11 protein-coding genes are annotated in these 13,337 nt (G+C 64.1%); 6 read left to right on the forward strand and 5 right to left on the reverse strand.

Annotation, left to right across the window (positions count from 1 at the left end):
• Positions 1 to 132: 132 nt before the first annotated feature.
• Positions 133 to 1,566: an adenosylhomocysteinase gene (gene ahcY / locus JWR89_RS18810; protein WP_299718892.1), complete on the forward strand. Its 1,434-nt coding sequence runs from the start codon at positions 133 to 135 to the stop codon at positions 1,564 to 1,566.
• Between the two features lie 154 nt (positions 1,567 to 1,720).
• On the forward strand, positions 1,721 to 2,137 hold the full coding sequence (locus JWR89_RS18815) for a nuclear transport factor 2 family protein (protein ID WP_299718894.1): 417 nt from the start codon (positions 1,721 to 1,723) through the stop codon (positions 2,135 to 2,137).
• A 173-nt stretch (positions 2,138 to 2,310) separates the two neighbouring features.
• On the opposite strand, the gene JWR89_RS18820 is transcribed toward JWR89_RS18815, so the two are convergent.
• The 3 genes from JWR89_RS18820 to galE form a co-directional block, all read right to left on the reverse strand.
• A complete protein-coding gene (locus tag JWR89_RS18820; protein WP_299718895.1) occupies positions 2,311 to 3,009 on the reverse strand; it encodes a fumarylacetoacetate hydrolase family protein in 699 nt (232 codons plus the stop codon).
• 127 nt (positions 3,010 to 3,136) lie between these two features.
• Positions 3,137 to 4,939 carry an ABC transporter ATP-binding protein gene (locus JWR89_RS18825; protein WP_299718897.1) on the reverse strand — a complete coding sequence of 601 codons (1,803 nt, stop codon included), beginning with the start codon at positions 4,937 to 4,939 and terminating at the stop codon, positions 3,137 to 3,139.
• A 125-nt stretch (positions 4,940 to 5,064) separates the two neighbouring features.
• Positions 5,065 to 6,078 carry a UDP-glucose 4-epimerase GalE gene (gene galE / locus JWR89_RS18830; RefSeq protein ID WP_299718899.1) on the reverse strand — a complete coding sequence of 338 codons (1,014 nt, stop codon included), beginning with the start codon at positions 6,076 to 6,078 and terminating at the stop codon, positions 5,065 to 5,067.
• Positions 6,079 to 6,196: 118 nt separating this feature from the next.
• On the opposite strand from galE, the gene JWR89_RS18835 reads away from it, so the two are divergent.
• Positions 6,197 to 7,255 (forward strand): glycosyltransferase family 4 protein, encoded by a 1,059-nt coding sequence (locus JWR89_RS18835; protein WP_299718901.1) that lies wholly within the window; start codon positions 6,197 to 6,199, stop codon positions 7,253 to 7,255.
• Between the two features lie 189 nt (positions 7,256 to 7,444).
• Here the strand turns inward: JWR89_RS18835 and JWR89_RS18840 are convergent, their stop codons facing one another.
• Positions 7,445 to 7,963 carry an HAD family hydrolase gene (locus JWR89_RS18840; RefSeq protein WP_299718903.1) on the reverse strand — a complete coding sequence of 173 codons (519 nt, stop codon included), beginning with the start codon at positions 7,961 to 7,963 and terminating at the stop codon, positions 7,445 to 7,447.
• Positions 7,960 to 9,033, reverse strand: coding sequence for a lipopolysaccharide heptosyltransferase II (gene waaF / locus JWR89_RS18845; RefSeq protein WP_299718905.1), 1,074 nt, complete (start codon positions 9,031 to 9,033; stop codon positions 7,960 to 7,962). Before waaF ends, JWR89_RS18840 begins: the two co-directional genes overlap by 4 nt.
• A gap of 182 nt (positions 9,034 to 9,215) precedes the next feature.
• Between waaF and rfaD the strand changes: the two genes are divergently transcribed.
• The 3 genes from rfaD to JWR89_RS18860 form a co-directional block, all read left to right on the forward strand.
• Complete coding sequence (gene rfaD / locus JWR89_RS18850) at positions 9,216 to 10,196, forward strand: ADP-glyceromanno-heptose 6-epimerase (protein ID WP_299718907.1); 981 nt, start codon at positions 9,216 to 9,218, stop codon at positions 10,194 to 10,196.
• 22 nt (positions 10,197 to 10,218) lie between these two features.
• Complete coding sequence (rfaE1, locus tag JWR89_RS18855) at positions 10,219 to 11,688, forward strand: D-glycero-beta-D-manno-heptose-7-phosphate kinase (protein ID WP_299718909.1); 1,470 nt, start codon at positions 10,219 to 10,221, stop codon at positions 11,686 to 11,688.
• 31 nt (positions 11,689 to 11,719) lie between these two features.
• Positions 11,720 to 13,337: SDR family NAD(P)-dependent oxidoreductase (locus tag JWR89_RS18860; RefSeq protein WP_299718911.1), on the forward strand; the 1,618-nt coding region annotated here is incomplete at its 3' end.

Raw genomic sequence — 13,337 nt, forward strand, 5'->3', positions numbered from 1 at the left:
TGCGGGGAGGCTCGCCGCGATCTTCGCGGCGGGCGAGGGGGTAGGCTCCGGGGCGGGGATGAGCGCGCGCCATAAAGCGTCCAGTTTCACTTGGTACGATACGCCAAAATACATCTGATCAGGGAAAATGACATGACAGCCGCGACCGCCAAGAAGCCCGCCTTCACCGATTACATTGTCAAGGACATCTCGCTGGCCGAGTTCGGCCGCAAGGAAATCTCGCTGGCCGAGACCGAGATGCCCGGCCTGATGGCGACGCGGGAGGACTACGGTCCCAAACAGCCCCTGAAGGGGGCGCGCATTGCCGGTTCGCTGCACATGACGATCCAGACCGCGGTCCTGATTGAGACGCTGGCGGCGCTCGGCGCCGACGTCCGCTGGGTCTCCTGCAATATCTACTCGACGCAGGACCACGCCGCGGCGGCGATTGCGGCCGCCGGCATCCCGGTTTTCGCGGTGAAGGGCGAGACCCTCACCGAATACTGGGATTATACCGCGAAGCTGTTCGACTGGCACGGCGGCGGTACGCCGAACCTGATCCTCGATGACGGCGGCGACGCCACCATGCTGGTGCATCACGGCGTGCGCGCCGAGCAGGGCGACGTCAAGTTCCTGGACAAGCCGGAATCGGAAGAAGAGGAAGTGTTCTTCGCGCTGATCAAGCGGCTGTTGAAGGAAAAGCAGAAGGGCTACTTCGCGGAGATCGCCAAGAGCATCCAGGGCGTCTCGGAGGAAACCACCACCGGCGTGCACCGGCTCTACAACATGGAGATGGAAGGCAAGCTGTTGTTCCCGGCGATCAACGTCAACGACAGCGTGACGAAATCGAAGTTCGACAACCTCTATGGCTGCCGTGAATCGCTGGTCGACGGTATCCGTCGCGGCACCGACGTCATGATGTCCGGCAAGGTGGCGATGGTCGCGGGCTTCGGCGATGTCGGCAAGGGCTCGGCTGCCTCGCTGAAGCAGGCCGGCTGCCGCGTCATGGTGTCCGAAGTCGATCCGATCTGCGCGCTGCAGGCGGCGATGGAAGGCTATGAAGTCGTGACCATGGAAGACGCCGCACCGCGCGCCGACATCTTCGTCACCGCGACCGGCAACAAGGACATCATCACCATCGAGCACATGCGCGCGATGAAGGTTCGTGCCATCGTCTGCAACATCGGCCACTTCGACAACGAGATTCAGATCGCGCATCTGAAGAACCTGAAGTGGGACAACATCAAACCGCAGGTCGACGAGATCACCTTCCCGGACGGTCACCGCATGATCCTGCTGTCGGAAGGCCGCCTGGTGAACCTCGGCAACGCCATGGGTCACCCGTCCTTCGTGATGTCGGCATCCTTCACCAACCAGACGCTGGCGCAGATCGAACTCTACGCCAACAACACCGACGGCAAGTACAAGAAGGAAGTGTACGTGCTGCCGAAGTCGCTGGACGAGAAGGTTGCCATGCTGCACCTCGCCAAGATCGGCGTGAACCTGACCAAGCTGCGTCCGGACCAGGCGAGCTACATCGGCGTCAAGCCGGAAGGCCCGTTCAAGGCGGATCATTACCGGTATTGAGATCGACGGTTCCCAGATACTGACTGTGCAAGGGCCCCGGAGCGATCCGGGGCCTTTTGTAATTTGGTGCAGCAATCTTTGGTTGCGTAGATGCTTGCGCTATCCTACGGCTGAAAGGCGATCAAAACCGCTTCGTGCAAATGAGGAGGATGGAATGTCCGATGAGACAGCGAACGTCGATCTACTCAAGGAAACGTATCGCCGCTGGAGTGAAACGCGTGGTGAAAATGCGGAAGTTTTCATGGACCTTGCCGATGCCAACATCCAGTTCGGCTCTATCCCACGCGGCGCGGCGCCCCTGACATTCGCCAAGGCCTACGACTGTCGCGATGCGCTGCGCGAATACTTCGACGGGCTGCATGCGGGGTGGACGATGGTGCATTACACCATTGACGAATTCATCGCGCAGGGCGACGTCGTGGTGGCGCGCGGCACGTGTGCCTGGAAGAACCGGCGCACCGGCAAGGTCGCCGAGTCACCGAAGGTTGATTTCTGGCGATTCAGGAACGGCAAGGCGATCGAGTTCTATGAGTACTTTGACACGGCGCACGTCGCAGCCGCCGCGGCCTGAGAATGGTTGTCCGAGACCGTTGCGTCATTGCGCAACTGGGTCCCGTTCGTGAAGGCCCGCTCGCAGGTCGAGCTTAGGCCCGACCGATGTCGTATAGCTGATTGCAAAAGCCCCGGAGCGATCCGGGGCTTTTTTCGTAGCCCGGATGACAATCCGGGCTACGATTTCATACCTTACTTAGCTGCGCCGATCGCAAACTTCAGCGTGCCGATGCCATCGACGCCGCACTCGATCTGGTCGCCGGGATGCAGGGCCGCGACGCCGGCCGGGGTGCCGGTCAGGATGACGTCGCCGGCGCCGAGCTCGACCTGCAGCGACAGTTTGGCGATGATCTCGGCGACGTTCCAGATCATCTCGGAGAGGTCGCCCTTCTGCCGCTCGGTGCCGTTGACCGAGAGCCAGATCTTGCCGGTGGACGGGTGGCCGATCCTGGAGGCGGGCGCCAGCGCGCCGGATGGCGCCGACATGTCGAACGACTTGCCGATCTCCCAGGGCTGCTCTTTCTTGCGCGACGCCATCTGTAGGTCGCGGCGGGTCAGGTCGACGCTGACGCCGTAGCCCCAGACATGGTCGAGCGCCTTGTCGGCGGAGATGTTGAGGCCGCCGCTCTTCAGCGCAACGATCAATTCGACCTCGTGCTGCATGTCCTTGGTCAGCGTCGGGTAGGGCACCGTGCTGCCTTCCGGCACGATCATGTCGGCGTGCTTGGCGAAAAAGAAGGGAGGGTTGCGCTCGTCATTGCCGAGTTCGCGGATGTGCTCGAGGTAATTGCGGCCCACGCACCAGACGCGGCGCACCGGGAATTTCTTGTCGTCGCCCTGAACGGCGATGGCGGCCTGCGGCGGAGGGGCGATAACGAACGATGCGGTCATGGACGGCTCTCAAAGGGTTGGACGACACTCACCGTCATTGCGAGGAGCGAAGCGACGAAGCAATCCAGTTCTTGTAATGCGGGCTAGCTGGATTGCTTCGCTTCGCTCGCAATGACGACGACAGGTGTTACGCCGGAGCGTCGAGCGGGGCCAGCGGACTGGCATCACGATGTTGCAATTTGAAGAACGAGGCATAGCGACCGCTCTGGCGCAGCAGGTCGTCATGACGACCGCGCTCGACGATCTCGCCACCCTCGATCACGAGGATGGCGTCGGCATGCATGATGGTGTGCAGGCGGTGCGCGATGACGATGGTGGTGCGGTTGCGGCAGAGATGCTCGATGGCTTCCTGCACCGATTTTTCCGACTCGGAGTCGAGCGCCGCGGTGGCCTCGTCGAGCAGGATCACCGGCGCGTTCTTCACCAGCGCGCGTGCGATGGCGACGCGCTGGCGCTGGCCACCGGAGAGCTGCGCGCCGTGCTCGCCGACCGGCGTCTGGTAGCCGAGCGGAAAGCCCATGATGAAATCATGCGCGCAGGCAGCCTTGGCGGCGGCGACGATCTCGTCCTCGGTGGCGCCGACCTTGCCGAACGCGATGTTCTCCAGAATCGTGCCGCGGAACAGATAGACGTCCTGACCGACATAAGCGGTCTGCTGCCGCAGCGAGCGGCGCGAGACGTTGGAGATCGACTGGCCGTCGATGGTGATATCGCCTTCGGTGACCTCGTAGAGCCGCAGCAGCAGCGCCAGCACGGTGGACTTGCCGCCGCCGGACGGGCCGACCAGCGCGGTCACACGGCCGGGCTCGGCGACGAAGCTCATGCGGTTCAGCACGATTTCGTCGGGGCGGTAGCGGAACGTGACGTCGTGCAACTCGACGCGTGCGTCGGTGAGCTTGAGCGGTGGCTTGTCGTCGTCGTTCGGCTCGGAGGCCGGGCTATCGACGATCTCCAGCAACATCTGTGCGCCGATCAGGCTGGAATTGAGGTCGATGTTGAGCCGCGCCAGCCGCTTGGCTGGCTCGTAGGCCAGCAGGAAGGCGGTGACGAAGGAGAAGAACTGGCCGGGCGTGGCGCCCATCGCCACCACGCTGTAGCCGCCATACAGCAGCGAGCCGGCGATGGCGAAGCCGCCCAGCGTCTCCATCAGCGGACTGGAGCGGTTCGAGACTCGCGCCATCTTGTTGGCGTTGCGCTCCACCGCGGTGATGCTGGCTTCCATGCGCTCGCGCATGGTCTGTTCCAGCGTGAATGCCTTCACGGTGCGGATACCCTGCAGCGATTCCTGCATGGTCTCCATGATGTCGGCGGTCCCAGTGAACTGGTTGCGAGCGAGGCCCTTGATGCGTTTCACCAGCTTGCGCAGGATCAGCATCGCCGGTGGGGCGATCAGGAAGCCGAACAGCGCCATATAGGGGTCTTGCATCAGCATCACGCCGACCAGCGCGATCAACGACAGCAGATCGCGGCCCACCGCGTTGATCAGCAGGCTGAGCACCTGCGTCACCGAATTGGCGCCGGCGTTGAGGCGGGCGAGGAATTCCGAGGAGTGCCGCGCCGAGAAGAAGCCGATGCTCTCGTTCATCAGCTTGGCGAACAGCCGGCGCTGGTTGTTGGCAAGGATGGCGTTGCTGATCTGCGACAGGATCACGGTATGGCCGTAGGTCGCCGCACCCTTGATGATGAAGATCAGCACGACAATGCCGGAGAACAGCGCGATGCGCGGGATGCTCTTGTCGACATAGGCCTGGTTGATGACCTCGCCGAGCATGTAGGCGGCGCCCGCGGTGGTGCCGGCCGAGATCGCCATCAGCCCGAACGCCACCAGGTAGCGGCGCCAGTAGGCGGACGCCTGTTCGGTGACCAGGCGGCGGATCAGCACCCAGGCGCCGGTGGGATCGTCAGTGATTTTGCGAGGAATATCGGCCATCCGCGTTCCAGCACGGCGCCGGGCAGGGATTTGCCGGAGGCGCCCAAGCAGGCTTCGAAGCAGCCGTCTCATTGCCCGCTAAATCGGGGACTTTCAAGCCGAAATCGGTCGAGGGGAACCGGGCGTCAGGCGGATTTCGCCAGCAATTCAATGCCATGGCGCTCGCGGGCGAGTTTCTCCTCCCAGGCCAGGGCATGCCGGGCGATGGTGCCGAGGTCGTCGTAAACGGGCGTCCAGTCCAGTGTGGCGCGAATCCGGCTGGTGTCGGCGATCATGGTCATGATGTCGCCGTCGCGCCGCGGGGCGTATTGCACCGCGAAGTTGCGGCCGGAGGCCTGGCGCACCGCCTCGATGGTCTCCAGCACCGAATAGCCGCGGCCATAGCCGCAATTCAGGGTGGTCGAAGTGCCGCCGTTGCGCAGATAGGTCAGCGCGGCGCGATGCGCCTCGACGAGGTCGCTGACATGGATGAAATCGCGCATGCAGCTGCCGTCCGGAGTCGGGTAATCGGTGCCGAACACGTCGATCTTGCTGCGCTGACCGGTGGCGGCTTCCACTGCGATTTTCAGCAGATGGGTGGCGCCCATGGTGGCGAGGCCGGTGCGACCCTGCGGGTCGGCGCCGGCGACGTTGAAATAGCGCAGCACGACGAATTCCATGCCGTAGGCCGGCGCAATGTCGTGCAGCATGATTTCGGTCATCAGCTTCGAGGCGCCGTACGGCGACAGCGGCCGCGTCGGTGCGTCTTCGGCGACCGGCGTGGAATCGGGATTGCCGTAAACGGCCGCGGTCGAGGAGAAGATGAAGCGCTTGACGCCGCACTTGACCGCGGCGCTGAGCAGGTTGCGCGTCGTCATGGTGTTGTTGCGGTAGTAAGTCAGCGGGTCGCGCATCGAATCCGGCACCACTACGGAGCCGGCGAAGTGGATGATGGCATCGATTCCGTGGGCGGAGATCACGCCCTCGACCAGGTTTTCATCCGCGACATCGCCGATGAACAGCGGTACGCCTTCGGGAAGATAGTGCGAGAAGCCTGTCGACAGGTTGTCGATGACGACCACGCTTTCGCCGGCTTCCACCAGCGCGTGGACCATGTGACTTCCGATATAGCCGGCGCCGCCGGTGACTAGAACGGTCATTGAACGCACTCACTCTTCCGCTTTGGCGGTAAAGCTAGCCGGTTCCCGGTGAAGAGTGGGTTTCGAGCGCCGCGAACTGGCGACTATGCTTAATGTTGCGTATAGGAATTGCGTCGAAATGGAGTCGTATGTGTCGATCGCGGGCAAAAGGGCCGACAGACTGCAGCTGATCGTGACCAATTTGCACTGGCGCTATTCAGGGGTCACCGCGACCAACCGCATGGTGGCGCCGAAACTGGCGCAACTGTTCCGCGCCGCTTGGCTCGGCTCCGACGCGCCGGACGGCATCGTGCGGATGGGCTTTGCCGATCTGCTGAACTTATGGCTGCGCCGCACGCCGGTGATCTGGCATGCGCGCCGCAACAACGAGATGATCGCAGGCGTGGTGCTGAAGGCGCTGGGCTGGCCGCTGAAGCTGGTCTTTACCTCCGCGGCGCAGCGCCATCACACCTGGATCACGCGCTGGCTGATCCGCCAGATGGACGCGATCATCGCCACCAGCGATATTTCGGCGTCGTATCTCAAGCGCCCGGCGACCGTCGTCACCCACGGCGTCGATGCCGATCGCTACGCGCCGCCCGCCGATCGTGCCGCCGCTTTTGCGGAAGTGGGGCTGCCCGGCCGCTACGCCATCGGCTGCTTCGGCCGCGTCCGCGCGCAGAAGGGGACCGATCTGTTCGTCGATACGATGTGCGAATTGCTGCCGCGCTATCCGGACTTCACGGCCGTGATCGTGGGCGCGATCACGCCGGACCAGCTCGGTTTCGCCGGCGAGTTGAAAAGGAAGATCGAGGCTGCCGGGCTGTCATCACGCATCGTCATTACCGGCGAATTGCCGATCGAGCAAGTGCAGCGCTGGTATCAGCGGCTGACGATCTACGCATTCACCTCGCGCAACGAAGGTTTCGGCTTGACGCTGATCGAGGCGATGTCGGTGGGCGCGGCGCTGGTGGCGACGCGGGCAGGGGCTGCGGAGATTGCGGTCGAGGACGGCGTCACTGGCGTGCTGGTGCCGACGGATGACGCGAAGGCGTTGGCACGGGCGCTGGAGCCGCTCTTGCGCGATCCCGCTGTCGCAAGCGCGATGGGTGAGCGCGCACGGAAGCGCGTGTTGGACCGGTTCAGCCTCGATGCGGAAGCGAATGGCATCGCCGCGGTCTATCGCACGCTGATTTAGAATATCTCTGCACTCGTTCCCCCGGACGCGGTGCACTGCGTCGCTTAGCGACGTGGTGCGCCGCGAAGCCGGGGCCCCGGTTGCTTGCAAAAAAAAACCGGGATCCCGGATCTGCGCAGCAGCGTGGCGGCAATGCAAGGGCATTGCCTGAGAACGCTGCAGCGCGTCCGGGACACGGGAAGGCGCGATCTAAACTTTGTTCAAAATATCTTCCACGAACGCATCTAAATCGCCGCCGGCGAACAGAAAGCCCGGCAGCTTCGCCGCGCTCGCCGCCTCGATATCCGTGTCGCGATCGCCGATCACAAAGCTGCCGTCGTGTCGCACCGGCCAGTGCTGCATCAGATCGAGGATCATGCCGGGGCTCGGCTTGCGCCAGTGGTGGTCCTCGAGATAACCGGCCACCGATCCGGCGGGATGGTGCGGGCAGTAACGCACGTCGTCGATCACAGCACCCTGCGCCGCCATCTCGGCGCGCATCCAGGCGAACAGGGTCAGCAACTCCTCCTCGGTGAAGAAGCCGCGCGCGACGCCGGACTGGTTGGAGAACAGGAAGACGTAATAGCCGGCGTCGTTGAGGCGGCGGATCGCCTTGGCTGCATTGGGCATCCAGCGGATGCGCTCCCGGGTGCCCATGTAGCCGTCGTCGTAATTGATGACGCCGTCGCGGTCGAGGAAGGCGGCGGGCCTGGGTTCGCGGGCAGTCATGACAGCGCGATCCTCGCCTGAAAATCCGCCAGCACCTGCGCGGTGATGTCGGCCACATCGATGGCCGGAAGGTCGCGCATGCAGGCGTGGTTGTTCTGGGTGCAGACCGGCCGATGGCAGGGCTGGCAGGGCACGAAGGTCTTGGTCTGGATGGTCGCCGCCAGCGGATTGAGCGGCCCCCACAGTTGGGGCGCGGTGGGGCCGAAAATGCCGATGGTCGGCGTGTCCAGCGCGGCGGCGATGTGCATCAGGCCGGAATCGTTGGATACCGCGACCCCGGCGGCGGCCATTCCGATGACACCGTTACGAAGGTCATTGGTGGTCAGGTCGCGCGCCTTCGGACCGGCCGCAGCGACGATCTCCTGGGCCAGCGATTTCTCACCGGGGCCGCCGATCACCCAGACGTCCAGCCCCCGTTCGACCAGCAGCCGGGCGGCCTCCGCGTAATAGCTCCAGCGCTTGGATGAGCCGACCGAGCCGGGCGCCAGCGCCACTGCAGGGCCGTTGCCCAGGCCATTGGCCGCGCGCCAGCGCGCGATCTCGTCCGCCGTCACCCGGAGTTGTGGCACCGGCCATTCCGGCGGCAGCGGCGTGCCCTCGGGGAGCGCCAGCGCACATTTTTTGTCGATCATGCGCGGCAGCTTCTTCTCGCCCCAGCGCCACTGGTTAAGCAGCCCGAACCGGACCTCGCCGACGAATCCGATCCGCTCGGAGATGCCCGCCAGCGCGGGGGCCAGCGCCGATTTCCAGGTCCGCGGCATCACCAGCGCGGTGCCGTAGTTCTCGGCGCGCAGCTTAGCCGCGAGTTCCCACTGTCTGGCCAGCGCCAGCCGTTTGCGCGGCAGGTCCCAGAGTATGCCTTTGCGCACGCCGGGCATGTAATCCACCACCGGCGCCACCTGGCGGTTCACCAGCAGGTCCACCGGCCGGTTCGGCCAGCGCTCCTTGAGCACCCGCACCACCGTATGGCCGCGGACGAAATCGCCGATCCACATATAGGGCACGATCAGAATCGGACGGGTGTCGTCCGCATCCACCATGACGCCCTGATAAGAGGAATTAAGGTTCATTCTTTCAAAGACTTCGCTGCCAGTCCGGGTTCAAGTCGGTACCCGCTCCGCCCAAGCAGAACAAGCCACTTGGGAATGCTTCCAAACATGTCCCCACCTGCCTTCACCACATGGCAGGGTCCAAGTTGCCTGCAGGCCGGTACTGGGGCAAAGGTGGCGCATATCATTGGATCGGGGAATTCATGCTGCTGGTGACCGGAGGGGCCGGTTTTATCGGGTCGAACGTGGTGGCCGCGCTGAACGACGCCGGCCGCGGGGACGTCGCCGTGTGCGATTTTCTCGGCCATGATGGCAAATGGCGCAATCTCGCCAAGCGCCAGCTCGCCGACGTCGTGCCGCCGGCCGAACTGGTGGCCTGGCTGGCCGGCCGCAAGCTCGATGCGGTGATTCACCTCGGCGCCATTTCCGAGACCACGGCCACCGACGGCGACCTGGTGATCGAGACCAATTTTCGGCTGTCGATGCGCCTGCTCGACTGGTGCACCGCGACCGATACGCCTTTCATCTACGCGTCTTCCGCCTCGACCTATGGCGACGGCGCACAGGGATTTCGCGACGAGCAGAGCGTCGCGGCGCTGAAAGCGCTGCGGCCGATGAATCTGTACGGCTGGAGCAAGCACCTGTTCGACATGGCGGTGGCTGAGCGCGTTGCCCGCGGCGAAAAGCTGCCGCCGCAATGGGCCGGGCTCAAGTTCTTCAACGTGTTCGGGCCCAACGAGTACCACAAGGGCTCGATGATGAGCGTGCTGGCGAAGCGCTTCGACGACATCAAGGCCGGCCGCGGCATCCAGCTGTTCAAGTCGCACCGCGACGGCATCGCCGACGGCGACCAGCGCCGCGACTTCATCTATGTCGATGACGTCGTCCGCGTGATGATGTGGCTGCTGGCGTCGCCCCAAGTCAGCGGCATCTTCAATGTCGGTACCGGCCAGGCCCGCAGCTTCAAGGATTTGATGCTGTCGGCCTATGCGGCGCTCGGCACCGAGCCGAACATCGACTATGTCGACATGCCCGAGCAGATCCGCGGCAGCTATCAGTATTTTACGCAGAGCGAAGGCGACCGCCTGCGCGGTGCCGGCTACAATGGCGGCTTCACGTCGCTGGAAGATGCCGTCGGCGCTTACGTCACGGGGTTCCTCGATCAGCCCGATCGTTTTCGCTGAGAGTGCAACAGGTAAGAGTTTGATGTTCGATTTCGACGCCCTGTCGCATGCGATTGCCCGCCAGACCGTGCTCTGCGTCGGCGACCTGATGCTCGACGAATTCGTTTACGGCGAAGTCTCGCGTATTTCGCCGGAAGCCCCGGCGCCGGTGATCGCGGTCCAGCGCAGCGAGATCAATATCGGAGGCGCCGGCAATGTCGCGCGCAATATCGCGGCGCTCGGCGCGAAGTGCATCTTCGTCGGCCTGATCGGCGACGACGATGCCGGCCGGTCGCTCAAGGCGGCACTCGCGCAGGAACCGCTGATCGAGGCATTGCTGGTGACCGATGCCGCGCGCCCGACCACGCGAAAAGTGCGTTTCGTTTCCGAGCATTTCTCGACGCATATGCTGCGTGCCGATTGGGAACTGGCCGTGCCGGCTGCGTCCGCCATCGAGCAGCAGTTGATCGACACCATCCTGCCGCAACTGGCGCGCGCCGATATCGTGCTGTTGTCGGACTATGCCAAGGGCGTGCTCACTGCCCGTGTCATTCGCAACATCATCGATGCCGCCAAAAAGCTCGGCAAGCGCGTCATCGTCGATCCGAAGAGCGCGAACCTGGCGATCTACCGCGGCGCCACGCTGCTGACGCCGAACCGCAAGGAGTTTTCCGAAGCCACCCGCAGCCGCGCCGATTCGAATGCGAGCATTGCCACTGCGGCGCAGGAGGCGATGATCCTGGCGGATTGCGAGGCGATGCTGATCACCCGGAGCGAGCACGGCATGACCCTGGTGCCGCGCGACGGCGAGGCGATCCACGTGCCGGCGCTGCCGGTGAAGGTGCGCGACGTGTCCGGCGCCGGTGACACCGTGGCGGCGATGCTCGCAGTGGCCTTGGCCGCGGGCGCGGACTGGGAAACGGCGTTGCGCGCAGCGACGGCCGCCGCTGCTGTGGCCGTCAGCAAGAAGGGCACCGCGGTGGTGACCCCGGCGGAATGGCGCCGCAAGATCTTGCCGCATGCTTTCCTCGCCGCGGAAGAAAAGATCGTGGCACCCGCCGATCTCGACGCGCAGCTTGTAGAGTGGCGCCGGCAGCAATTGCGCATCGGCTTCACCAATGGCTGTTTCGACATTTTGCATCCTGGCCACGTCAAGGTGCTGACCGCGGCGCGCGCCACCTGCGACCGGTTGATCGTCGGCCTCAACAGTGACGCTTCGGTGAAGCGGCTGAAAGGGCCGGAACGTCCCATGCAGGACGAGCGCGCCCGGGCCGAAGTGCTGGCGGCGCTGGAAGCGGTCGACCTGGTAGTGATCTTTGAGGAAGACACGCCGTTGAATCTCATTACGCAGGTCGCACCCGCCACTCTGGTCAAGGGCGGCGACTACACCCGCGAACAGGTGGTCGGCCACGAAGTCGTCACTGCACAAGGCGGCGAAGTGATTCTGGTGGATATCTTGCAGGGTTTCAGCACCACGTCGCTGGTCGAGCGTGCCCGCGGAGGCGCGAAATGAACCGCGCGCAGGCTTCGGGATCGGAATGCTGATGTCCCGCATCTTCAACTTCACCTGGCGCAACTGGATCATTGCGCTGCACGATGCGCTGGTCACCGCGCTCGCCGTGATCCTCAGCTTCGTGTTGCGTTTCGATGGCGAAAACCTGTGGGACCGGCTGCCGCTGCTGCTGACGATCCTGCCGTATTTTGTGATCTTCAGCTTCTTCGTCTGCTACATGTTCAGCCTGACGACGACGAAATGGCGCTTCATCTCGCTGCCGGACCTGCTCAACATCCTGCGCGCTGCCAGCGTGCTGTCGGTCGCATTGCTGGTGCTCGACTACATCTTCCTGGCGCCGAACGTCTACGGCACGTTCTTTCTCGGCAAGACCACCATCGTCATCTACTGGTTCATCGAAGTCGCCTTCCTCAGCGGGCCGCGGCTGGCCTATCGCTATTTCCGCTACACCCGCACCCGCAACCAGGCCCGCGCGATGGATGCAGCACCCACGCTGCTGATCGGCCGCGCTGCCGACGTCGAGGTGTTTTTGCGCGGGATCGAGTCGGGTGCGGTGAAGCGGCTGTGGCCGGTCGGCATCCTGTCGCCGGCGATGTCGGACCGCAGCCAGACCATTCGCGGCGTGCCGGTGCTCGGCGCCATCGACGACCTCGCCAACGTGGTTGACGATTTCAAGACCCGCAGCCGGCCAATCGAGCGCGTGGTGATGACGCCGTCGGCCTTCGAGACCGATGCGCAGCCGGAAGCGGTGCTGATGCGGGCGCGTAAACTCGGCCTGATCGTCAGCCGGCTGCCTTCGCTGGAAGAGAGCCGCGACACGCCGCAACTCGCGCCGGTGGCCGTCGAGGACCTGTTGCTGCGGCCGAGCGTCAAGATCGACTATGCCAGGCTGGAAAATTTCGTGCGCGGCAAGGCCATCGTGGTCACCGGCGGCGGCGGCTCGATCGGCTATGAGATCTGCGACCGCGTCATCACCTTTGGCGCGGCGCGGCTGCTGATCATCGAGAATTCCGAACCGGCCTTGCACGCGGCGACTGAAAAGCTCGCCGCCAAGGTCACCCACGCCGTGATCGAGGGCCGCATCGCCGACGTCCGCGATCGCGAACGGATTCACCAGTTGATGATCGCGTTCAAGCCGGACGCGGTGTTTCACGCCGCGGCGCTGAAACACGTGCCGATCCTGGAGCGCGATTGGGGCGAGGGCGTCAAGACCAATATTTTCGGATCGGTCAATGTCGCCGATGCGGCGCTGGCGTCGGGCGCCGACGCCATGGTGATGATTTCCACCGACAAGGCGATCGAGCCGGTGTCGATGCTCGGCCTGACCAAGCGGTTTGCCGAAATGTACTGTCAGGCGCTCGACGGCGACGCCATCAGCGGCGCTGATGCGAAGTCGCCGATGCGCCTGATCTCGGTGCGGTTCGGCAACGTGCTGGCGTCAAACGGCTCGGTGGTGCCGAAGTTCAAGGCGCAGATCGAAGCCGGCGGCCCGGTGACCGTGACCCATCCCGACATGGTGCGCTACTTCATGACGATCCGCGAAGCCTGCGACCTCGTCGTCACCGCGGCGACGCACGCGATGAACGCGCAGCATTCCGATGCATCGGTCTATGTTCTGAGCATGGGGCAGCCGGTCAAGATCGTCGATC

The sequence above is a fragment of the Tardiphaga sp. genome, assembly GCF_028290785.1.
Taxonomy (GTDB): Bacteria; Pseudomonadota; Alphaproteobacteria; order Rhizobiales; family Xanthobacteraceae; genus Tardiphaga.

Bases quoted from the DNA above. Each gene is read 5' to 3' on its own strand.
- JWR89_RS18825 (WP_299718897.1), bottom strand. From the start codon at position 4,939: ATGGCCGATATTCCTCGCAAAATCACTGACGATCCCACCGGCGCCTGG.
- rfaD (WP_299718907.1), top strand. From the start codon at position 9,216: ATGCTGCTGGTGACCGGAGGGGCCGGTTTTATCGGGTCGAACGTGGTG.
- waaF (WP_299718905.1), bottom strand. From the start codon at position 9,033: ATGAACCTTAATTCCTCTTATCAGGGCGTCATGGTGGATGCGGACGAC.
- JWR89_RS18835 (WP_299718901.1), top strand. From the start codon at position 6,197: ATGGAGTCGTATGTGTCGATCGCGGGCAAAAGGGCCGACAGACTGCAG.
- JWR89_RS18815 (WP_299718894.1), top strand. From the start codon at position 1,721: ATGTCCGATGAGACAGCGAACGTCGATCTACTCAAGGAAACGTATCGC.
- galE (WP_299718899.1), bottom strand. From the start codon at position 6,078: ATGACCGTTCTAGTCACCGGCGGCGCCGGCTATATCGGAAGTCACATG.
- JWR89_RS18840 (WP_299718903.1), bottom strand. From the start codon at position 7,963: ATGACTGCCCGCGAACCCAGGCCCGCCGCCTTCCTCGACCGCGACGGC.
- rfaE1 (WP_299718909.1), top strand. From the start codon at position 10,219: ATGTTCGATTTCGACGCCCTGTCGCATGCGATTGCCCGCCAGACCGTG.
- JWR89_RS18820 (WP_299718895.1), bottom strand. From the start codon at position 3,009: ATGACCGCATCGTTCGTTATCGCCCCTCCGCCGCAGGCCGCCATCGCC.
- ahcY (WP_299718892.1), top strand. From the start codon at position 133: ATGACAGCCGCGACCGCCAAGAAGCCCGCCTTCACCGATTACATTGTC.